The sequence below is a fragment of the Acinetobacter sp. BIGb0196 genome (assembly GCF_011759595.1).
GTDB lineage: Bacteria > Pseudomonadota > Gammaproteobacteria > Pseudomonadales > Moraxellaceae > Acinetobacter > Acinetobacter guillouiae.
The window spans coordinates 805081-826469 of the sequence record NZ_JAAOZA010000002.1 but is presented as its reverse complement, the minus strand read 5'-3'; the positions used below and the strand labels follow the sequence as shown (position 1 = coordinate 826469).

The window sequence follows — 21389 nt, the reverse complement described above, 5'->3', positions numbered from 1 at the left end:
GGATTGTTGACAATGCAAGACCTATTCAAACAATTAATTCAATATGAATGCGGGTTGCATCATCGTGATCGTCAAAACTTTCAAATACTTGATCAACGGTTACATCCAGATTTTAAAGAAATTACCAAATCAGGGTGGGTTGTGCATAAAGCCCAAATGATTGAAGCACTTTTAAACGATACAGATACCGACATCATTCAAGCACAGGATTTTCAAGTTCAGTCGTTATCTGATCATAGCGTTTTACTGACCTATCAAAGCCATCAAATCAATGTGGCAACTCAAGCTCAATACAATGTGGCTTTACGCAGTTCAATTTGGGTTATGAATGATCACGGTATATGGCAAATGATTTTCCATCAAGGCACCACTTGTGCATTTGAGAAGTAAATCGAGTTCTTCTATGTATGGAAAAATATGCAAAAGAAAAAATATTATGCTTCACGCAAACAAATGATTCCTTTGGCGATTTTTGCTGGAATTTTGGCCTGCCCCTTTTGGGCTGCGACCGTGCTTTTAATCTTGGAAATGTCTGAATGGAAGAATGGCTTAAAAAGTCTCTTTTCGCTATTTCTTGTTACGCCATTGGGTCTCATTGCTTATTTTTTCAGTAATAAAGCTATTCAGATGTTTAGCAATCAACGTCCTATTTTAACCCTCTCCCAAGACATGATTAGAAGCATTGATTTTAAAGGTAGAGTGATAATTAAAAAACACATTAAAATACCAGAGATCTATGAAGTTGAGCTCAAAAAAACCTTACTTGATCGACAATACTATTTACTTTTTATCATGAAAGATAACAGCAAACAGAAACTCAATGTTGGACTAGGTTTTATGAAAAATGAGGATGTTCTCGATTTAAAACAACAGTTAGACAAACGCATTAGCGCAAAAGCAAAACATATCCAGTAAAGCGTAAAGGACGAGAGAATTTAGCCGCATTTTATGACACAGATTAAGTTAAAATAACTCAATTTTAAATTTTGAGTCTGCATCATGTCATCAAAAGATTGGTTATCACAAGGAACACTGGTACTCGCAAGCAATAACAAAGGCAAAATTGCTGAATTTGAAAAATTGTTTGCTGAATTGACTTTACCCGTTGAAGTGATTCCTCAAGGTCAACTGAATATCGAAGACGCGATTGAAGATGGCTTAAGCTTTATTGAAAATGCAATTATCAAAGCACGTCATGCGAGCCGTATTTCAGGTAAACCTGCGATTGCAGATGATTCTGGGATTTGCGTTCCCGTATTAGATGGAGCACCTGGAATTTACTCTGCACGTTATGCAGGTGAGCATGGCGATGATGCAGCCAATAATGCAAAATTGCTGGAAAACCTTAAGCCTTTACGCCAAGACGATCAAGCGATTGAAGCAATGTTCGTATGTGTATTGGCATTGGTTGAACATGCAGATGACCCTTTACCACAAATCTTCCAAGGGATCTGGCAAGGTGAAGTACTAGAGCAAGCTCGAGGTGAAAATGGCTTCGGTTATGACCCACTGTTCTGGTTACCTGAGCTAAATATTTCAAGCGCAGAAATGAGTAAAGCAGAAAAGAACAAAATTAGCCATCGTGGCCAGGCGATGCAATTGTTTAAAGCAAGCTTGAAATAAGCAGTTAAAACCAGCCGTTTAAAATCATACGATTTTGTTAGATTCCTCCTCGCCTTTGAGCAAAGGAGGAATATGATGGATATCGCTAAAGCTTATCTAAAACGAAGCAAAATAAACCGATAAAACTATAAAAAATGAATCAACACACCATATAGGACGCATACCACACAACTGACTATCGTTCCCGAAGCAATATATTTTGCTGAAACCCCAGTGCCTTGATAGTGGGTTTCCAATGCGACAATATTGGCAGCTGGCGGTAAACAAAACAGTAAAAACATCACCCCAATATATTGATGGATCTGTGGAACAGGTAAAAAGAAATAAGCCAGACTGCACAATACAACACCACAAACTAACTTTAATATTGCAAGCTTAGTACTGGACAGTAAATCCTCGATATGGACTTTGGTTTTTCTTAACCACATCCCCAATACACACATACCGGTAAAACTCATACTCCATTTAGCCAGAGTATAAATCCAATTAATCCAATCATTTGTCTGAAACTGTTGCACATCAAAACAACGTAAAAGCCCTGCAATGATCAAGGCAATCACAGGTGGCGATTGCAGTACTTTTTTGATAAGCAATTGTTTGGATTGCGGGGCTGAACTTACCGAAGTCACAGCCCAAGAGTTTCCAAAAATTGAAACCCCGATATAGAGCGGTATCATCAGCATACTATTGTCTGGACCAAATATAGCCAAGGCAATCGGAAAGCCGAGCCATGCCATATTGGTATAGCTAAAACACAATGAAGCTAAACGATCTTTAGACAGCGTGAGATAAATAAAGAAAAGCGTAAAGCACGAGAAAAAAGCAAATAAGATTAAAGCAATACTGCCCGATTTATAAAATACCATATTGTAAATAATCACAATCGGGATAAATAAGCGAGCCAGCAGCAAAGACATGAATGATTTTAAGTTTACTGAAAATTTGCTATTTGCCAGTATCAGCCCACAGATAAATGATAAAACTGGAAATAACAAAGCCACAATACAACACCTTATTCTCAAATCATGAACATACTAGCATTTTCCAAATATAGATGACGTTTAACATATCAAAATAATTTATAAATATTGTCTGTCTTTAAATTGAAATATTAGTGTCACTTTTTTGTCATGGATAACTGTTGTTATAGCTGTTAATAAATAGGAGTTAAAACTATGGCTGGATTATCGATTTGGCATGTACTTATTTTTGCAATCGTTGTGATTCTACTATTTGGTACATCAAAGCTAAAAAACTTAGGTAAAGATGTTGGTGGTGCCGTAAAAGATTTTAAGAAATCAATTAAAGAAGAAGAGGCAACAACTGCTTCACTGACTGAAACGCGTACACTAGAACATCAAACTAGCAATACTGATGTGAACTCTACAGTAAAACACTAATCGGTGAGGCGTAGATCATGTTAGATGTTGGATTTTCAGAACTGTTAGTGTTTGGGATCATTGCGCTCTTGGTATTGGGACCAGATAAACTTCCTGAAGCTGCGCGTTTTGCTGCCAAATGGTATAGCAAATTTAAACGTGCAATTAGTAGTGTCCAAAATGACATCGACCGTGAATTACGTCTTTCTGAATTTAGAGAACAAATGCAACAAGAGATGCAAAAAATTCAAGAACTTGAACAAAAAATGCAGGCTCAAATGCAAGAGTTACAACAACAAAAAATTGCTGTAGAACAAGAAAGTCATCTCGCAATAACAGACAATAAAAAAACTCACACCACTTATCATAAACTCGATATTACGGTTCCCGCTATTTATATGTCAAAGACTTGGTTAGATAAACAAAACTGTACTGTAACTCGACCACAAATTGTTCTTGTTAAAGAAGTACCGCAATTGAAGGTGGCTGTATGAGCGACTCATTAGCACCACAAGTACATGATGCCTCGTCTACCGAGATGCCGGCTTTAGATGCAATGCCGATTACTCAACACCTGATGGTATTACGTAAGCATTTATTTAAAATTGTTGGCGCACTCATCGTTATATTTTTTTGTTTATTGCCATTTGCCAATAAGACCTATATTGCATTATCAGAACCACTCAGAAAACAATTACCTGCAACCTCAACCATGATTGCAACTGATGTTACAGCAACATTCATGGCACCGTTTAAGTTAAACTTCTTTATTGCGCTGATGTTGGCGATGCCCTTTATCATCTATCAACTTTGGGCTTTTATTAAACCTGCATTATACGAAAAAGAAAAAAATCTAGCATTTCCGTTGCTGTTTGGCAGTATTGTGCTGTTTTATTCAGGGATCGCTTTTGCTTACTTTATTGCATTGCCATCCATCCTGCATTTCTTTATCAGTGTTTCACCAGAAACCGTCGCGCCAATGACGGACATCAATAGTTATTTAAGCTTCTGCCTAAAATTATTCTTGGTCTTTGGCGTAACCTTTGAAATCCCGATCATTACTTTAGTGTTAATTTTAGTTGGTTTCGTCACCACTAAAACATTGGCTGAAAAGCGCCGCTTTATCGTGGTGGGATGTTTCTTCGTATCTATGTTTATTACCCCACCAGATGCAATTTCAATGATCATGCTCGCAATTCCAATGTGGATGCTATTTGAGCTGGGTTTATTGCTGGGTAAAGTAATTGAAAAACGTAAAACTGTAGATGCTTAAGTATCAAAATAAAAAAGCTTTTTAATATTTAAATGACTTCTTTTGAGGTCATTTTTTATTTTAAGAATGTTAAATTCTTTTTAAAAACAATTATAAAAACAAGTCTATCGCTTAATCTTCTACCCTTTTATTCAAATACATTAGATCTATTTCACAAGTCGAAAGTGATCAGGTTGAGTGAATTATATTGTGATTAAAAGTCCCTTCTCCCCTCGGGAGAAGGTTAGGATGAAGGGGATTTTATGTTGATCTATGCTTTTAATAAGCGCTTAGAAAAGAAGCCTATTATTAAAATCTCTTTATGAAACATCTCTATTAAAAAACAACTACAAGTTAATCCTGTTGATTCAATTCACCAAGCACATATCATGCTCAAATCAGTCATATCTCAATGTTTATAGAAATTGAACAGCACAGTAATTATCTAAATACAAATATGACAATCCTATTACTTTCTTAAAATAAGATTAAATTTAACCAATATTAAATATAAGAGTAAGAGATCTTACACATTTGTTCTGTATGTTTTTAAGCTGAATCAAAATCACATTTAATCAAGACTTAAAGCCAAAGGGAATCGTATGACAGACCTCACGCCATATCATGAAAATCAAGAGTTAGATAACAATACTTCGAATAACACACATTTCCGTGACATTTTAGAACAACGGATTTCTCGTCGTAGTTTAATTACAAAAACAGCAAGTGGTGCAGCTGCTCTCGCTTTAGCATCGAGCCTAGTCGGCTGTAATGACGACGATGACAATAATTCAACACCAACCACGACCGTTAAAAAACCAGAAAAATTCACCTTTAACCCTGTTGCAAAAAACCTCAATGACATCGTCACTGTTCCTGCTGGTTATGAAGCAAATGTGCTTTATGCTTTAGGTGATCCATTAACGCAAACGATCCCTGACTGGGATGATAACAATGTTCCTTCAGGGGTCAGCTTTACAGCACGTTCAGGCGATTGTCATGATGGTATGAGCTATTTTGGCTTAAATTCCAATAGCTCTAAATATGATGCGAAAGCCTCAAACCGTGGCTTATTGGTCATGAACCATGAATACATTAATCAAACCTTCTTACATCCTAAAGGTGCAACAAAAGTAAATGGCCGTCGCCCAGAAGATGAAGTGATTCGTGAAGTTAATGCACATGGTGTCTCCGTCATTGAATTAAAAAAAGATGCAACCACACAAAAAGTAGAGATTGTAAAAAGCTCTCCATTTAATCGCCGTATTACAGCGTCAACGGTCATGGACTTTGCAGGCACAGTTGCAGGTTCCGATTTGGTAAAAACCAAATACTCAAGCTCAGCAAAGCAAACACGTGGCACACATAATAACTGTGGTAATGGTTATACGCCTTGGGGAACTTACCTCACCACAGAAGAAAACTTTATTGGATACTTTGTGCGTAATAAAGGTGACGATGCAAAACGTAGTGCGGCTGAAATCATCGCACTGAATCGCTATGGTTTAAAAGATGGTGCCAGCTCACGTTATGGCTGGGAAACTGCGATTGGGGCAATCGAGAGCCAAGACTTATATGACCGTTGGAACTCTTCAATTACCGCTGACTCAGCAGACAAAGATTATCGCAACGGCGCAAATACCTTTGGTTGGATTGTTGAAATCGATCCGTTCGATAGTCGTTCAAACCCCGTTAAACGTACATCTTTAGGTCGCTTTGCACATGAAGACTGTCGTTCAAGTCGCTTAATCGAAGGGGAAAATCTGGCCTTCTATATGGGCGATGACTCACGTGGCGAATATATCTACAAATTTGTATCTGATGCGAAGTGGGATGCAAAAGATGTGAATGGTGGCTATCGCGCTGGCGATAAATATATGAACAGTGGCAAGTTATATGTTGCGCAGTTCAATAATGATGGTACAGGTAAATGGATTGAATTGGCATACGGTAAAAATGGTTTAAATGATAGCAATACAGTCTATCCTTTTAGATCTCAAGCCGATGTCACTACTTTTGCACGTTTAGCCGGTGATTCGGTCAAAGCCACCAAAATGGATCGTCCAGAATGGGTTGCGGTGAACCCAGAGAATGGTGAAGTCTATGTCACCCTGACAAATAACTCGAACCGTGGTACAGCACATGCATTAGATGCTGCAAATCCACGAAACTATAGCGACCCAGAAGGCGGTAAAGGCAATGTAAATGGTCACATTATCCGCTTCCATGAAAAAGATAATAAAACCACTGCTGAAAGTTTTACTTGGGACATCTATCTCTTTGGTGCTGAAGCAAAAATGGCCAGTAACATCAACTTATCTGGGTTAAATGATAACAATGATTTATCTTCACCAGATGGTATGTGGTTCGATCCACGTGGTGTACTTTGGATTCAAACGGATGATGGTGCTTATACAGATACCACCAATTGTATGATGCTTGCTGCACTCCCTGGTAAAGTCGGTGATGGCGCAAAAGCAATATCATCTGCTGGGCAAGAAACGATCGTGGGTAAACAAGTCACTGATGAAAACCTGCGTCGCTTCCTAACAGGCCCAAAACAATGTGAAATCACGGGTGTCACCATGACACCCGACTACAAAGCCATTTTTATCAATGTTCAGCATCCTGGTGAAGACTCACCTAGCTTTGATAAGCCATCAAGTAACTGGCCTGCCTCACAAAAAGATCCAAGCAATAAGACCGCTCGCCCGCGCTCTGCAACTGTCGTCATTACTCGTAAAGATGGCGGTGTAATTGCTGGCTAATCAACTAAATTTATTGTTTTAAAGCCATAGTGATGAAAGTTGCTATGGCTTTTTATTTTTCAATAGCGCGCTTAATCTCTACTAACTCGCCCATATGTTCACCTTGTTGCGTTTTTTCGACCCAATCAATCTGAGTGTGACTCATGGTTAAGAAGTTGGAACAGCGTGTCCCATAAATTGGACTTTGAATAAATGTTGAAGACAACAAAGCTTCCATCTCAGGATTAATTCCAGTATTGGGCAGTAAATCAGGAATAATTTTACGTTCATCTTCTAAAATATCCCAAACAGCGAATTGTAGATCTTGTTCAGAGATAGAAGGAACTTGCAGCATGGGTAAAAATTCTTGGGTAAAGCGTTTACGTAAATGCTTGGTTTTTTCCCAATCGTCTGACATCAAGCCATTTGAAACGACAAATACACCTTGGGATAATACTTGAGGGGCTTCACCACGATTACTCATATAAACGGCTTGCTGTTGATCACCCACAAATAAGTTAAAACCTGCATAATCTCTTTGCCGCTTTTCCAGTGTTTGTGCAAAACGAATCGGTGTTTGATCTGACTCTAAAAAAGCTTGAATCAAATAGCCTCGTGTAGTCGGATAAGTTTGTTTATCAGCACCATCACGATAATTGGTAATCACTGCCCAACGTCCCTGTGGTGTGACCCCCATCCATGTCCCGCCGGATTGCAAATCTTGCCCTGCAATAATCGGACTGTTCGACCATGACTGTAATTGAGTGCTTGGACGATGGTAGAATTCGTCACGATTTGAAATTAAACAAACAGGTAAATCATCCAAAACTTGCCAAGCCAATGCCACAATACACATAAAATACATTCCATGAAGTTTACACATTGAATGTACAACATTTTTAATATGTTTCAGCTAAAATCTGTGCAAAATAGAAAATCAAGGATTAGGAATGCTCACCTACCCGAATATTGACCCAATTGCGATATCACTGGGTCCACTCAACGTCCATTGGTATGGACTGATGTATCTCTTGGCATTTTTATGTGCTTGGGGACTTGCTACTTATCGCGCTAAACAACGTGCTGACTGGAACTCTGAAATGGTTTCAGATCTGGTGTTCTTTGGCGCACTTGGAGTTGTGCTCGGTGGTCGTGTAGGCTATGTCTTATTTTACGAGTTTGGCAAATTTTTAGCAGATCCTATCTGGCTATTTAAAGTCTGGACTGGTGGTATGAGTTTCCACGGGGGCTTCCTTGGTGTAATGATTGCCATGCTTTTGTGGTGTCATAAATATAAGAAAACTTGGTTTGAAACCCTGGACTTCATTGCGCCCTGTGTACCAACGGGCTTGATGTTTGGTCGAATTGGTAACTTCATCGGTGGTGAATTATATGGTCGTCAAGTTTCTGACCCTAACTTTGCGCTAGGTATGATCTTCCCGACTGATCCACTACATTTGGTTCGTCATCCATCTCAGCTCTATCAAGCGCTGTGTGAAGGACTGCTGCTGTTCCTTATTCTATGGTTCTATAGTGCTAAACCACGCCCACGTTATGCCGTATCTGCAATCTTTCTAATGGGTTATGGCTGTGCTCGATTCTTTATGGAATTCTTCCGTGAACCTGATGCGGATCAAGGTTATATCCTGTTTGGCTGGATGACCAAAGGTCAAATCCTTTCATTCCCAATGATTCTGATTGGATTGTGGTTGATTTGGTACGCTTACCAAAAGAAAATTTTTGACTGGGGTCCACAAAAAAATACTTAAGCCTTATGGGCTAAGTTTAAAAAGGTGAAGCTAAGCTTCACCTTTTTTATGCTAAATTATCATTATCCAATTTAAACGAAATCACTATGCTTGAATTTTGGTTTGATCCTAAAGTCTCGGTTGCAAAGAAGCTCATTTTTCTTATTTTATTGGCACTAGTCAGTATTGGACTATATTGGTACCAGCCTCTAACCCCTGATAATATTTTACTTTTTGCAGGTACAGGTATTATTTTTCTGATTTGTCGATACTGTAAGGTTCATTTTGCAGCTCAACGTCCAACAGGATTTCTTTATCGTTTATTGACCTGGATTCCACTGGCTTTAGTTTTGGCATTGGTTTTTAAAAACATGAACAATGGTGAAATTTTAATCCCAGGCGCTCAAGGTATTGGCTTTATGGCCCTAGCGGTTTGTATTTTTTCACCACTCTCGCTACTCAATAAAAACTCATCTGAACAAGTATCTAAATAATGTTAGATTTTTGGTATTCAGCGCGCTGTAGCCGTGAAATGAAAGTGATCATCTCAATCTTAACCTGTGTGATAATTTATTATTGCGCCACGATTGAGAAGTTAAGTCCAACGTTTACCGTGACATGTTTAGCAATTGGAATCTCTACACATTTGTTAAGAATGCTGGGGCTAAAAATTGCTCAACATAATGTCTATGCTCAAGGTTTTAAAAGTTTATTTTCAATCTACCCATTGCTTGCACTTATGCTTTTAATGGCTTTTTTACCCGCACAACATAAAATATTGACCTCGATTCAAGCGGTTGGCTTTGCTGCATTGGGTCTATTTATCATGTCAATTTATCAAAATCGCGCAAAACGTTTTGACTAAAGGTGTTGTAGTAAAAAAGCATAGTAATAAAAAAGGAAGCCTTTCATTCCAAAAGCTTCCTTTTTTATCTTTTAATCCGTAATAGATTAAATGCTTTTGACTGTGAAACTAAGCAGCTAGACGATAATATTCATAGGTTACATTTGGGTCTTTATACACATCGTAACTACGTTGTCTAAAATCAGAAACCCATTGAGAACCTGTAAATCCGGCAATATGGCCATAACGATGGCGACTGGTACTGTTGATGATATAAATATCACCTTCTTGAGGATTATCAAAGTCAGGACGGATTTGCTTATAACCAATCTCAGTTAAAGTCGAACCCCAATCTGAAGCCGCAACAGGATGATCAGAAAAACGTGCACCAGCTGATTCAAGCGCTATACGCACATATCTTGCACAACGATGTGCAGTAGTACTACGTGACATACTGACAAGTTTTTCAGTAAATTTACTAATATCGATTAAGCTTTCTTTCTTAAATGCTTCAGTTTGATTTTTAAAAGTTTCAAATGCTTTATTTTTTAAGTATTCATCTGGTCGAAAATTATTATTTTGATTTTCCGATCGAATCTGAATATGAACCGTGGGATTCACGTATTCATTCATATTAACATTGTGGTCGTAAATCATGCATTGTCCTCAAACTGCCCTTTTGAATTGATTCAAACCACCTTGTTTAAACCAATAACAACTTTTCACAAGCCATGAATAGTAATCAGCAATTCTTAAAATGTAGACTTAAAACATGTAAAAAAATATGTAAGTGTTAATAAATCTCATTTGTAACGCCTCAAGCTACTGAAACTGCTGACATTACACAATTCATCATTTAGGTTTGTTTGTTTAAAATTTAATCAATAAAAGTTTACTCGGCCGTATCATTAAAATATTTTCTTAATTTAATCAACACATTAAACTGTCAATTCAGTCACACTTTTGTTTTATAAATGCAGCAAAATCGTATGCTAAAGAAAGATTTTTTCAATAAAAAGCTGACGTTATCAACATCAGCTTTTTAGAAATTATGCCGTCGGTGCTTAATAACAATCCCAGTTATACACCACTTTAGAGAAATCTCTTTTTTCAAGATCATCAGGATGAATAAAGAAGTTCCCTACACCTGAGTCGCCCCACATGATCTCAATACCTTCGGCTTCACCTGTATCAATCTGCAACAGCAAAATATAATCTTGAATAGATTCATTGTATTCACGCGGATCAGATTGAGTAAAAAATGGATATCCCCCTAAACGATGTCCGCTTGCTGAAAAAACTTCACTGTATTCATCACAAAACTCTTCTTCATCGTCTCTTTCATAAGGGTCTGTGACTTTTTGGGCAAAATCAAAATTGTTCATATCAATATAGCTTTCAGCCTTCTCAAACTGAATCGCAGATTGCCCTGCGATAGGACTATAAATATCGTCCTCAGCAAAACTTGGAAAATCGCTTTGTAAAAGTGCAAGATCTTGCTCAATCTTGTCATAGAAAACCACGCGAAAGCCATCTTGCTTTTTTTGATCATCAAAATTGAGACCATATAAATCATCATGCGGATTGATAAAAAACTGTAAAATTCCAGACTTTGGATAATGTTGATTTTCTGGCACTTCTGCAAAATTGATCTGCGCCAATAATTGTAAGTCATCCCCCTCCGCGCTCTGTGGATATTGCTTTCCTACAGGTAAATAAGGATTTCCACCCACTTTACTTTGCCAAATCTGTAAATCTTCAGCGGGCAATAATGATATTTCTATACTGTCTTTTTTTGTCGCAATAATTTGCGTTTTATAAGGCTGTAAACATGCTGGGAGCTCATTCAAATTTATACTCATTTTCAAATACTCTTAGTTTTAGATGTTAGATGGATGCAAAACAGAAAATAATCTAGCTTAAAAAGAAAGTGAGATTAGTATAAACTCTGAAGCTATTCAGAAACATTACGAATGGGTAATCATGCGACATAATCTGTCATTTGTGTCGTATAAACTCCCCAAATTGGAAACTATATGAAAGCGTATTTAGACCTTCTACAACATATCCTAGACGATGGCGGTGACAAAGGTGATCGTACTGGTACAGGTACTCGTTCTGTATTTGGTCATCAAATGCGTTTTGACTTGTCAAAAGGGTTTCCTCTACTGACCACTAAAAAAGTTCATTTCCGCTCAATTGTGATTGAACTGCTGTGGTTCCTAAAAGGCGACACCAATGTTCAATATTTAAAAGACAATAAAGTTTCAATCTGGGACGAATGGTCTACCGCTGAGCAGACTGCCCGTTTTGGACGTCCTGAGGGTGAATTGGGCCCAGTCTATGGTCATCAATGGCGTAACTTTGGCGCAACGCAAAAAGACAATGGTTTGTTTGAAAATGATGGTTTTGACCAAATCAGTTGGTTGGTCAATGAAATCAAGACCAATCCAAACTCACGTCGTTTGATTGTGTCTGGCTGGAATCCAAATGAAGCCGGTAAAGTTGCCTTACCGCCATGCCACACTTTATTCCAATTTTTTGTTCAGGATGGAAAGTTGTCTTGCCAACTTTATCAACGTAGCGCAGATGTTTTTCTAGGGGTGCCATTTAATATTGCCAGCTATGCTCTACTGACTCATATGATTGCTCAAGTTTGTGGTTTAGGCGTAGGTGATTTTGTCTGGACTGGCGGTGATACACATTTATATGTTAACCATTTTGAACAAGCAAAACTTCAGTTAACACGTGACCCCTTACCATTGTGTCAACTCAAGTTAAATCCTCAAATTAAGGATATTTTTGACTTTAAATTTGAAGATATTGAAATTACAGGTTATGAGTCACATCCTGCAATTAAAGCACCTGTAGCTGTTTAAATATTTTAATTCAGTCTTTCCTTATTCCCTCCTTGCAATAGGAGGGAAAATTTTCCAATGGATAATAAGCGAATTCATTATGACATTTAAAAACTTTGAAATTGTGCATGTCGTTGCAATGGATCAACAACGCTGCATTGGTAAAGCGAACGATCTTCCATGGCATATTTCAGCAGACCTTAAGCACTTCAAAGAAATCACCCAAGGTGGTGTTGTGGTGATGGGACGAAAAACGCTTGAATCGATGGGACGTGCATTACCTAAACGTGTCAATTGGGTAATTACCCGTGATCAGGATTGGAGCTTTGCTGGGGTTAAAACGGCCCATAGTATAGATGCTGCTTTGGAGCAAGCGATTCCTGATGTATTGGCATCAGAAAAACCTGCCAGTATCTTTATCATTGGTGGTGGTGAAATTTTTAAACAAACCATGCACATTGCCGATCGTTTAGAGCTCACCCACATTGAGCTCGATGTACAAGGTGATGCGTATTATCCAGAAATTCCAACGGAATTTAAAAAAGTTGCGAGCGAGTCACATGTTGATGACAAAACAGCTATTGCTTTTGAGTTTGCAACATACCGAAAATAGCACTGAACTTTATGAACAAAAATAGTGGCTTATGGATAGCTTAAAAACAAGATCAATACTGCATACACTTGGAATGGGGATAATCCATTCCTTGTTTAGCTTATTTGTCATATTGAGCAGCCTGTGGTTTTGTTTCGCGATTTGGATTCAACACCCCTTAGGAAAAGTTTTTAGTTATATCATCATCCCTATTTGGATTATTTTTGCACTGAGTATTCTTGGAATCTATTTTACTAAAAATATATTTAGCCGAAAAACTGACAGTCTGATCTATATCATCGCCTTTATTATCAGCTTAATTTGGTACTTTAATATTCCTGCGCAGCAAGATCGTCAATGGAGTCCAGAAGTTTCCAGAATTTTTACTTACGAGCAACAAGGTAATCTTGTCACGATTCATAATGTCCGCAACTTTAATTGGCACTCCCCTGATCAATATGACGAACGCTGGGAAACCAGAAGCTACAACTTAGATGAGATTACAGGCGTCAATATCATCACCTCTTATTGGATGGGACCACAGATTGCCCATACCTTGGTCAGCTTTGATTTTTTAAATCAACGTCCACTTGTTTTTTCCATCGAAATCCGGAAAGAAAAAAATGAAAACTTTTCTGCAATTGGTGGTTTTTTTAGACAGTTTGAGCTAAGCCTAATCGCTGCAGATGAAAAAGATATTGTTTATACACGAAGTAATATTCGAGGTGAACAGGTTTATTTTTTCCCGATTCAATTACCGAAAGCAGAGACCAAAGCATTATTTGAAGAATATCTTTTGAAATCTTCCGCTTTAGCAGAACATCCAAAGTGGTACAACACCCTAACCAGTAACTGTACAACTTTGGTTTTTGATATGGTTCAGGCGATTTCCCCTGAAAAATTACCAACAGATTATCGCTTATTGGCTTCAGGTTATTTACCCAATTATCTTTATGATTTGGGTGCATTAAATCATCAATGGTCAATCAAAGAATGGTATAAAAAAGCACATATCAATCCAAGAACGGCTGAATATGCTCAGTTTAAATATCAAAATAGCGATAACTTTTCTAAAGTGATTCGTTTTGGTTTACCTGAAGACCATACTCAATAATGTATAACTTTAGTCAGCCCGTCTTTATGGTTTAACTCAATTTTGTTTATATAATGATTAAAATTAGGAGAATACGCATGTTTAAATCCATAATCGCAACCACATTCATCACAGCAACGCTCTTGTTTTCTGGATGTGCATCTACACCAAGTGCCGATCAACAAAGCCAAAATTTAAGTTTGTTGCAAAACAAAAATTGGACACTTACGCATATTGGTGCAACAGAATATAAAGCAACGTCAAATGCTCACAACGTACCAAGTATTCAATTTGGTTCAGATTTACGGGTAAGTGGTGCAGATGGTTGTAATCGCATTATGGGTGCCTATGCGATCAAAGGACAACACTTAACCTTAGGACAACTCGGCTCTACTCGTATGTATTGTCAGGACACTATGAAACTTGCGGCTGACTATACTGAAGCACTTAATAAGGTGAAAGGTTATCAAGTCTATGACAAAACGTTAAAGTTAGTAGATCAATATGGCAATCGTGTTTTGCAATTTACAACGCCATAACATCACCGAATCACTTATTTGTATACTCCTGTTTAAAAGCTTAAAATTTTAGGCTTTTAAACCCCTCCAATTATAAAATCCAATACCAACAGTGAAATCGAATAAAAATTTTTAACTCAATCAATGAAAGACAATAATTTTACTACACACGCCGTCTTATCAATGGGATTAGAATAACAACAACTTAAAGTTTGGATATTTCTATGAAAGTTATTGGCCTTATCTTGATCTCATGTCTACTTTTATCTGCATGTAGTTCAATGAATGTAAGACCTACGGTTGGGGTAAGTATGGGAACATCTGTTAAATAAAAAAACAGCGCCGAAGCGCTGTTTTTTGATCAATAAAAATTATGGGCATGTAATCGTATTAATACCATAAGGACTGTTTAAATTTGGTCCGTATGTCCCATCAGTACTGTAATCAGTAGTTACTGAAGATAATCCTAAATTATACGTCGTTCTAAATGGTAGGGTTGCAACTTGTGAAGATGCACCTATTTGAATGTTAAGCCATTGTGCATAAATCTTCGGATAACGAATCACAAAATCAAATTTCCCTTCAGCATCTGTTGTATATGTTGCCGTTGCCCCTTGACCTAAGAATGTTGGTACTTTAACAGGGATATTGTTGACTTCACTATTGGTAATCGCGCTATATGGTGAACTTACTGCACATCCACGTAATGGATTCACTATCGTTGATACAATATAATCATCTGTTGTATCTGCTGGCGTTCCATTGTTATTCATCACTGCACCATTGGAATCAATATAATTATTTGGATTATCTAAATAATAATTATCACCAGGTCCAACCCATTTTGCTTTTGGATTAGATCCAGCAATAGGTGCTAAGGCCCAGATAAAGCGACCTTTTAAATAGCTTGTTGGATTTATATCCATTTCCACTTTTTGATTGGCTAATGGCTTACCATCGAAGTCCACAACGCTAACCGAAAGGTTTCTTGTATAGTACACACCATCAGTCGAAGTACCTGTTTCTGTAGGATTAACACCGATGACAATAGATGCAATAGGATTCTGTACTGCTGATTGTATAACATCAATACGTGAGATTTGAGTTGCGTCTAAATACCCAGCTTCACTGAATGTTGCTGTTAAATTTAAATCGTCACTATCAAATGCCGCAGCAGTATATGCCGCATTACGAGCATTCTCATCAATCTTAACTTTAAATATGGCTTGTCCATTTTGGTCTGTAGTAAGTCCAGATGCACCAACAATAATTGTACCATTTTGAAGAAAATCATTAATGCTCAGGTTTACATATTTATTTGCAACACCACCACCACTTTGATCTACTAATGTTACTTTCACATCAGCCAAATCATTGCGTACATTTAGAGTAGCTTTATTTGATTCGATTCGTAAGTTATAACGCGCAGGTTGAGGTGCTGTTGGTGAAGGTTTAAATGCAGTTAAACGATAAATCTGTGTTGTTAAGGCGCCATTTGTATTGGTATTACTTGCTGTGAGTTCAATACCACTTGCCAACAATAAATCTGCATCCGCAGTATTACCATCGACTTCTACAGAGAAGAAAGCATTTCCTGTTGAATCTGTTTTTACTGTCTGTGGTTTACTTGTATTTGTTGGATGTCCATCACCAGGTGTACCAATAATTAATGTTGCAGAATTATTCGCAGCTAAAGTTACCTCTTCATCTTTAACAGGCAAACCATTATTATCCAGCAATTGCACTGTAACAATTGTTTTATCACCAGAAACACTTAAACTGGATTTAGAAGAGCCTATAGTTAAATGATTTGGATTAACAGCTTCAAAAACACTGAACTCTAACGTAGATACAACATCAACACCTTTTGGATTTTTTATCGTACCTTTGATTTGAATTGCCTTAGAACCCAAATCAATTAATGCTTGCTTAGCAGCACTTGGAATGTCTTTTGGAATCACAATTGTTATTGGCGTCTGACCATTTGCAGCAGTTACTAATGAATCATTACTTAATCGAATTCCAGCATCATAAGCTTCTTTATTTAAAGCTAAGTTAACTGGATAGCCTGTATTCGCACCTAATTCATCTTTTACTGCAACTTGAACTTGATAACTCTTACCAAATTCTAATTCTTTTTTATCAGCAGTTAAACGAAGGTTTACAGAATCTTGAGGAATAGCAACTTGAATAGTACCCGTCTGCTGGATACGATCACCATTGTTAAGGTTGGTTCCAACTACAGCAAAAGTAATACCATTCTTAATTAAGTTTGCATCATATAAACCTTCTGAAACTTTAATCGTAAACTCTGCTTCCCCTTTACTATTCGTCGTAACAGTAGCATCTGACAAAGACACTCTTGAACCTGCTAGACTTGATAAAGCAATCGCAACTGGAGTATTCGGAATAATTGTTCCATTCTCATCTTTGGCAATTACTTTAACGCGTACTTCACCGCCTAAGACCGAAACGGTTTGGACATCATAGCTGAGATTTAATGCATCTAAATTTGGAATTGAAACCGCAGGTTTAGCAATTTCAATCTTACGTGTCACTGTATAAACCGAACCATCTTTACGTAGCCCCTTAATCGCAACAGTAATACCATTTGCAATTAAATTTGTTAACTCTGTACTATTACTCGCTTTTACCTTTAGATTAAATGTTACTTTGCCTTGAGCATTAGTCACCATTGTCGTTGTGGTATTTGTATCAAAACTAACACCATTATTGATCGAGGCCTCATTAAGTCCTATTGACACTTTTTGATTCGGTAAAATTTCACCATTGGTACCCATCGCATCTACTGTTACAGTAATAGGTTTTTCTTGATTTGTATCTAAAACCAAACTACCTGTAGGCACACCAACTTTCAAATAATCTAAATCAACTTCACCTTGTATTACTGGCGGTTTAAAATTGAGATTCACTGTACTTGCTGCAGCAGTACCATTGACTGATTTCGCAATTAGTCCTACCCCATTTTTCACCAATTCTGGCTGAGTTAGATTATCGATATCTGCTTTATATTGATAGGTAAATGTAGCATAGCCTGTTCCATCTGTAAGTGCTTCTGCAGGGCTGGTTAAGGTCAAGCCTAAGTTTTGTAGTTCTGGAACTGAATAAGCTTTACTAAAGCCTAGATTAATAGTCTCTCCTTTTAATGGGCTACCTTTTATACCTATAGCTTTAACTTTAACAACAATAGTCTGATCCTTCGTGTAATCATAAGCTGCATTAATTGGATCTATTGAAAGATAACTTAACGCTTCCTCAGACTTTGCTCCATCTTTTACGGCTATTTTAATACTGTTCGTTACACTATTATCCGCCGTAAATGTTGCTGTAATTCCTGACTTTACTAAAGCTTCAATCGCTTCTGAAGTCATCGCATTTGTTTTTATAGTGAATCGGACATAACCATTAGCATCAAATGTTTGCTCTGCATTTGCCGTACCATCTCCTGCAATAAACGAAACACCATTGGAATTAGCCTCTGAATTTAAACCCAGCTTTACTTTACCTTGAGTTGCTGCTTCACCTTTATTATTAATTCCTTTAACTCTAATCGTAACCGAATCGTTTTTTGCATTAATTTGATATGAGGAATCGATTTCAAGACGTTGAAGTCCAAGCTGGTTGGATGCACCAGTATCTGCAGTCGTTACTTTAACCGTTGATGTCGCAAAGATATCAGCAGATTCACTATATGCTGCTTTTAAATTAATACCTTGTTGAGATAATGCGATTGGATAAGACGATGCAGATTTAAGTGTAAATGTCGCGTAACCTTTGGCGTCCGTCATCACTTCTGGTTGATCAATCGTTACACCATATGCCTCACTCTTATCAGTAAAAGATAATTTTACTTTTCTACTAGTGAGAAGCTTTCCATCACTATTCTTTGCAACAACGATTACTTTCGTTGTTCCACCTTGAGCAACAATAGGGTTATCTTCAGTAACTATTTCTAATTTTTGAACAATTTGAGTAACATCTTTAAATGTAATTGATGCGTTAGCTTTGCTTTCAGCTTTAAACTCATCTACTAATTTAAAATCTAAATTTGCAGAAGTTGAAGCCAATTTAGCAATATCATCTGCTGTTAAATCGCTATTTGCAACAATTGTAAAAGTAGCATTACCAGAACTATCAGTAATTAAACTTGAACCTGTTGAAATAGAGAATTTACCTTGCATTTCAGCAGGTAAGGCTAAAGAGACTGTTTGATTCTGCTTTACGCCACCATTTTTATCAGTCACTTGAGCAGTTATAGAAGCTGTGCCTTTTGGTAGATTAAGCACAACTCCCTGTTGGATTTTAAGGTTATATTCACTTTGAATTGTACTTGTTTTTTTAATATTCAGTGTATAAGTCTGTTTAATTGTGGTTCCATCTACAATTGCTGTAAGTTGTACTTTGCCAGAAGCAGCATTCATTGCAGGAATATTTAGTTCAAATACTGCGAGACCATCATCCCCTGTAGTCACTTGTGAACTCTTACTCGTTACACCCAGATTTTCACTATCTGCAATCGACAAATTGATCAATTTAGCCGCTACACCACCTTTATCACTGTTCAAAGCTTGAACTGAGACTAAAATTTTAGAATTATCATAAACAACTTCAATTGGCTTAGCATCTGCACTTTGTAGAGTCACTCCCAAGCTTTCCACAACTTTTTTAGGGTCTGTGGTTGAACCATTTCCATCAGTCCCACCGCCTGTTCCTCCTGTATTTTTATTATCATCTCCATAATAACCTCCTCCACCTCCACCGCAAGCAACTAAAGCCAATGAAGAAGCAAGAACTGTCGCTTTTACCCCAATTTCTTTTAAACTTGTTAAATAAGTCATAATTTGTTCCGTTTTATTTAGTATAAATTTGCCCTAAAAATACTTTTATGGCTTTTACACGAAATGTACTCAAATCTACAATTTTTTTCAATCGAATACTTGTGATATGTTGAAAAAATATAATTTGACAACATTCCAAGTGTAGGTATTAGACAGTATTTCTTAAATATTGATTTAAAATACTTTGATATCATAGAATTAGGAGCAGAAATGTACGACATCATCATCATTGGCGCAGGAACAGCGGGTATTAGTGCATATAAAGAAGCAATCAAATATACATCTAACATACTGATTATCAATAAAGGTCCATGGGATACAACCTGTGTGCGTGTTGGTTGTATGCCAAGTAAAGTTCTCATTTCAACTGCAAATCGAATGTATGACATTCAAAATGCCAATGAAGTCGCTTTAGAGGTAAAAGCAGAAATCGATACACGTCAAGTTATGCAACATGTCAGAGATTTACGTGACCGCTTTGCCCGCGCGACGCTTAAAGATGTAGAAAGTTGGGAAACTGCGCATAAAATTGATGGCGAAGCTAAATTTGTAAATGCAAATACTGTTGAGGTCGATGGAAAACATTATCAATCTAAATCATTTATTCTTGCTGTAGGTTCAACGCCGACCTATAACCAAGATTGGAAAAATAAAATAGGCAATAAACTGATTACTTCAGATGAAGTATTTGAGCTTGAAACACTGCCTAAGTCTATTGCCGTGATCGGCAGTGGTGTGATTGCAATTGAATTAGCTCAAGCGATGCACCGCTTAGGTGTAACTACGACTGTTTTTGCAAGAAGCAAAAAAGTGGGGGTGCTTAGTAGCCCTAATTTACAAGAAATCGCTCAAGCGGAATTATCTAAAGAACTGAATATTAAATTTGAAATTTTACCTGATTCAATCCAAGATCTTGAAAATGGTGTTGAAATATCATTTATCGAAAATAATGAATCTAAATCCATACAGGTTGACTATATTTTAAATGCGACTGGTCGTGCTACAAACTTATCAACCTTGTCCCTCGAAAACATTGATCAGACATTCTCAGATTTAAAACAATTACCGGTTCATCACACCACTAAACAATTGGCTGATTTCCCAATATTTATTATTGGTGATGCTTTTACTCAAACACCTTTACAACATGAGGCTGCGAATGAAGGAAGAAATGTCGTTTCAAGTTGTTTAAATTTTCCCAATATTCAGCATTTAAATAACCTATCCCCTTTAGGTATCGTGTTCTGTAGTCCTGAAATGGGGATTGCTGGGCAAAACTTTGCCACGTTGTCAAAATCAGACACAACATTTATTACAGGTTTTGCCTCTTATGAAAAGCAAGGTCGTGCATTGGTTTTAGGTAAAAATAAAGGTGCTGTTGAAGTTTATGTAGATCAGCAAAGCAGAAAACTCTTAGGTGCTGAACTTTTTGTTGAGTCTGCCGAACATATGACCCACTTACTCTCTTGGATCATTGCAGAACAGCTGACAATTGATGAGATATTAGCAAAACCTTTTTATCATCCAACCTTGGAAGAAGGCTTAAGAACGGCATTAAAACATGCCCGAAGACAGCTTAAATAACGTTTTTACCTATCAAATTAAGCTCTATTTTAAAGAATAGAGCTTTTATTTTGCTTCTTAATTTCTTATCTTTTTCTTTCATCTGGGCATAAAAAAACACCCCGCTCGCTAGAGATCGGGGTGTTTTAGATTTAAAAGCTGGCGATGACTTACTCTCACATGGGTAACCCCACACTACCATCAGCGCTAAGAGGTTTCACTTCTGAGTTCGGGAAGGGATCAGGTGGTTCACTCTTGCTATTGTCGCCAGCAAACTGTTATGGACTTGTTCGGGTCTTATTTAAATGCCTTA

General features: G+C 37.3%; 20 protein-coding genes and 1 rRNA gene. 15 read left to right on the top strand and 6 right to left on the bottom strand.

The genetic code is table 11. The features are described 5' to 3' along the window. Positions 1-12 precede the first annotated feature (12 nt). The 3 genes from FHR28_RS16705 (at position 13) to rdgB (ending at position 1623) form a co-directional block, all read left to right on the top strand. A complete protein-coding gene (locus tag FHR28_RS16705) occupies positions 13-390 on the top strand; it encodes a DUF4440 domain-containing protein (protein WP_105713372.1) in 378 nt (125 codons plus the stop codon). Positions 391-417: 27 nt separating this feature from the next. Beyond that, complete coding sequence (locus FHR28_RS16700) at positions 418-915, top strand: hypothetical protein (protein WP_105713373.1); 498 nt, start codon at positions 418-420, stop codon at positions 913-915. Between the two features lie 84 nt (positions 916-999). Continuing rightward, positions 1000-1623 carry an RdgB/HAM1 family non-canonical purine NTP pyrophosphatase gene (gene rdgB / locus FHR28_RS16695; RefSeq protein WP_105713374.1) on the top strand — a complete coding sequence of 208 codons (624 nt, stop codon included), beginning with the start codon at positions 1000-1002 and terminating at the stop codon, positions 1621-1623. 125 nt (positions 1624-1748) lie between these two features. On the opposite strand, the gene FHR28_RS16690 is transcribed toward rdgB, so the two are convergent. Further along, entirely contained in the window at positions 1749-2624 is an 876-nt protein-coding gene (locus FHR28_RS16690) for a permease (protein WP_105713375.1), read from the bottom strand. Positions 2625-2798: 174 nt separating this feature from the next. On the opposite strand from FHR28_RS16690, the gene tatA reads away from it, so the two are divergent. From tatA to FHR28_RS16670, 4 genes are all read left to right on the top strand, one after another. Further along, positions 2799-3023, top strand: coding sequence for a Sec-independent protein translocase subunit TatA (tatA, locus tag FHR28_RS16685; RefSeq protein WP_004726505.1), 225 nt, complete (start codon positions 2799-2801; stop codon positions 3021-3023). A gap of 17 nt (positions 3024-3040) precedes the next feature. Continuing rightward, positions 3041-3496, top strand: coding sequence for a Sec-independent protein translocase protein TatB (gene tatB / locus FHR28_RS16680; RefSeq protein WP_105713376.1), 456 nt, complete (start codon positions 3041-3043; stop codon positions 3494-3496). A gap of 44 nt (positions 3497-3540) precedes the next feature. Further along, on the top strand, positions 3541-4275 hold the full coding sequence (gene tatC, locus FHR28_RS16675; RefSeq protein WP_374759598.1) for a twin-arginine translocase subunit TatC: 735 nt from the start codon (positions 3541-3543) through the stop codon (positions 4273-4275). 581 nt (positions 4276-4856) lie between these two features. Continuing rightward, entirely contained in the window at positions 4857-7022 is a 2166-nt protein-coding gene (locus tag FHR28_RS16670; protein WP_105713378.1) for a PhoX family protein, read from the top strand. 52 nt (positions 7023-7074) lie between these two features. Here the strand turns inward: FHR28_RS16670 and FHR28_RS16665 are convergent, their stop codons facing one another. Next, positions 7075-7857, bottom strand: coding sequence for an NRDE family protein (locus tag FHR28_RS16665; RefSeq protein ID WP_166783097.1), 783 nt, complete (start codon positions 7855-7857; stop codon positions 7075-7077). A 94-nt stretch (positions 7858-7951) separates the two neighbouring features. On the opposite strand from FHR28_RS16665, the gene lgt reads away from it, so the two are divergent. From lgt to FHR28_RS16650, 3 genes are all read left to right on the top strand, one after another. Beyond that, the gene (gene lgt, locus FHR28_RS16660) at positions 7952-8770 is read left to right on the top strand and encodes a prolipoprotein diacylglyceryl transferase (protein WP_004726496.1); all 819 of its coding nucleotides are present in this window, start codon (positions 7952-7954) and stop codon (positions 8768-8770) included. A gap of 86 nt (positions 8771-8856) precedes the next feature. Further along, on the top strand, positions 8857-9243 hold the full coding sequence (locus FHR28_RS16655; RefSeq protein ID WP_166783096.1) for a hypothetical protein: 387 nt from the start codon (positions 8857-8859) through the stop codon (positions 9241-9243). Next, entirely contained in the window at positions 9243-9614 is a 372-nt protein-coding gene (locus FHR28_RS16650) for a hypothetical protein (protein ID WP_166783095.1), read from the top strand. Before FHR28_RS16655 ends, FHR28_RS16650 begins: the two co-directional genes overlap by 1 nt. A gap of 108 nt (positions 9615-9722) precedes the next feature. Here the strand turns inward: FHR28_RS16650 and FHR28_RS16645 are convergent, their stop codons facing one another. Together FHR28_RS16645 and FHR28_RS16640 are read right to left on the bottom strand one after the other, a co-directional pair. Continuing rightward, positions 9723-10250, bottom strand: a complete 528-nt coding sequence (locus FHR28_RS16645) for a hypothetical protein (RefSeq protein WP_004726489.1) — start codon at positions 10248-10250, stop codon at positions 9723-9725. A 407-nt stretch (positions 10251-10657) separates the two neighbouring features. Beyond that, positions 10658-11455: a YwqG family protein gene (locus FHR28_RS16640; RefSeq protein ID WP_166783094.1), complete on the bottom strand. Its 798-nt coding sequence runs from the start codon at positions 11453-11455 to the stop codon at positions 10658-10660. Between the two features lie 174 nt (positions 11456-11629). Here FHR28_RS16640 and thyA point away from each other — a divergent pair, with 174 nt between their 5' ends. The 4 genes from thyA to FHR28_RS16620 all read left to right on the top strand — a co-directional run bounded on the left by thyA (position 11630) and on the right by FHR28_RS16620 (position 14675). Next, positions 11630-12472: a thymidylate synthase gene (gene thyA, locus FHR28_RS16635; protein WP_166783093.1), complete on the top strand. Its 843-nt coding sequence runs from the start codon at positions 11630-11632 to the stop codon at positions 12470-12472. Positions 12473-12551: 79 nt separating this feature from the next. Beyond that, positions 12552-13064, top strand: coding sequence for a dihydrofolate reductase (locus tag FHR28_RS16630; protein WP_105713385.1), 513 nt, complete (start codon positions 12552-12554; stop codon positions 13062-13064). Between the two features lie 31 nt (positions 13065-13095). Beyond that, positions 13096-14157, top strand: a complete 1062-nt coding sequence (locus FHR28_RS16625) for a DUF4105 domain-containing protein (protein ID WP_166783092.1) — start codon at positions 13096-13098, stop codon at positions 14155-14157. 77 nt (positions 14158-14234) lie between these two features. Continuing rightward, positions 14235-14675: an META domain-containing protein gene (locus tag FHR28_RS16620; protein WP_105713387.1), complete on the top strand. Its 441-nt coding sequence runs from the start codon at positions 14235-14237 to the stop codon at positions 14673-14675. 350 nt (positions 14676-15025) lie between these two features. Here FHR28_RS16620 and FHR28_RS16615 read toward each other — a convergent pair whose 3' ends face one another. Then, positions 15026-19513 carry a hypothetical protein gene (locus tag FHR28_RS16615; RefSeq protein WP_166783091.1) on the bottom strand — a complete coding sequence of 1496 codons (4488 nt, stop codon included), beginning with the start codon at positions 19511-19513 and terminating at the stop codon, positions 15026-15028. 210 nt (positions 19514-19723) lie between these two features. Here FHR28_RS16615 and FHR28_RS16610 point away from each other — a divergent pair, with 210 nt between their 5' ends. Further along, positions 19724-21097, top strand: coding sequence for a dihydrolipoyl dehydrogenase (locus FHR28_RS16610; protein WP_166783090.1), 1374 nt, complete (start codon positions 19724-19726; stop codon positions 21095-21097). Between the two features lie 136 nt (positions 21098-21233). On the opposite strand, the gene rrf is transcribed toward FHR28_RS16610, so the two are convergent. Then, a 5S ribosomal RNA gene (gene rrf / locus FHR28_RS16605) occupies positions 21234-21348 on the bottom strand. Between the last annotated feature and the right edge of the window lie 41 nt (positions 21349-21389).

Coding starts and splice junctions, on each gene's coding strand:
- FHR28_RS16620 (WP_105713387.1), top strand. CDS start 14,235: ATGTTTAAATCCATAATCGCAACCACATTCATCACAGCAACGCTCTTG.
- tatC (WP_374759598.1), top strand. CDS start 3,541: ATGCCGGCTTTAGATGCAATGCCGATTACTCAACACCTGATGGTATTA.
- FHR28_RS16645 (WP_004726489.1), bottom strand. CDS start 10,250: ATGATTTACGACCACAATGTTAATATGAATGAATACGTGAATCCCACG.
- thyA (WP_166783093.1), top strand. CDS start 11,630: ATGAAAGCGTATTTAGACCTTCTACAACATATCCTAGACGATGGCGGT.
- FHR28_RS16670 (WP_105713378.1), top strand. CDS start 4,857: ATGACAGACCTCACGCCATATCATGAAAATCAAGAGTTAGATAACAAT.
- FHR28_RS16615 (WP_166783091.1), bottom strand. CDS start 19,513: ATGACTTATTTAACAAGTTTAAAAGAAATTGGGGTAAAAGCGACAGTT.
- tatB (WP_105713376.1), top strand. CDS start 3,041: ATGTTAGATGTTGGATTTTCAGAACTGTTAGTGTTTGGGATCATTGCG.
- FHR28_RS16610 (WP_166783090.1), top strand. CDS start 19,724: ATGTACGACATCATCATCATTGGCGCAGGAACAGCGGGTATTAGTGCA.
- FHR28_RS16700 (WP_105713373.1), top strand. CDS start 418: ATGCAAAAGAAAAAATATTATGCTTCACGCAAACAAATGATTCCTTTG.
- lgt (WP_004726496.1), top strand. CDS start 7,952: ATGCTCACCTACCCGAATATTGACCCAATTGCGATATCACTGGGTCCA.
- FHR28_RS16640 (WP_166783094.1), bottom strand. CDS start 11,455: ATGAGTATAAATTTGAATGAGCTCCCAGCATGTTTACAGCCTTATAAA.
- FHR28_RS16665 (WP_166783097.1), bottom strand. CDS start 7,857: ATGTGTATTGTGGCATTGGCTTGGCAAGTTTTGGATGATTTACCTGTT.
- FHR28_RS16705 (WP_105713372.1), top strand. CDS start 13: ATGCAAGACCTATTCAAACAATTAATTCAATATGAATGCGGGTTGCAT.
- FHR28_RS16655 (WP_166783096.1), top strand. CDS start 8,857: ATGCTTGAATTTTGGTTTGATCCTAAAGTCTCGGTTGCAAAGAAGCTC.
- FHR28_RS16625 (WP_166783092.1), top strand. CDS start 13,096: ATGGATAGCTTAAAAACAAGATCAATACTGCATACACTTGGAATGGGG.
- FHR28_RS16630 (WP_105713385.1), top strand. CDS start 12,552: ATGACATTTAAAAACTTTGAAATTGTGCATGTCGTTGCAATGGATCAA.
- tatA (WP_004726505.1), top strand. CDS start 2,799: ATGGCTGGATTATCGATTTGGCATGTACTTATTTTTGCAATCGTTGTG.
- rdgB (WP_105713374.1), top strand. CDS start 1,000: ATGTCATCAAAAGATTGGTTATCACAAGGAACACTGGTACTCGCAAGC.
- FHR28_RS16650 (WP_166783095.1), top strand. CDS start 9,243: ATGTTAGATTTTTGGTATTCAGCGCGCTGTAGCCGTGAAATGAAAGTG.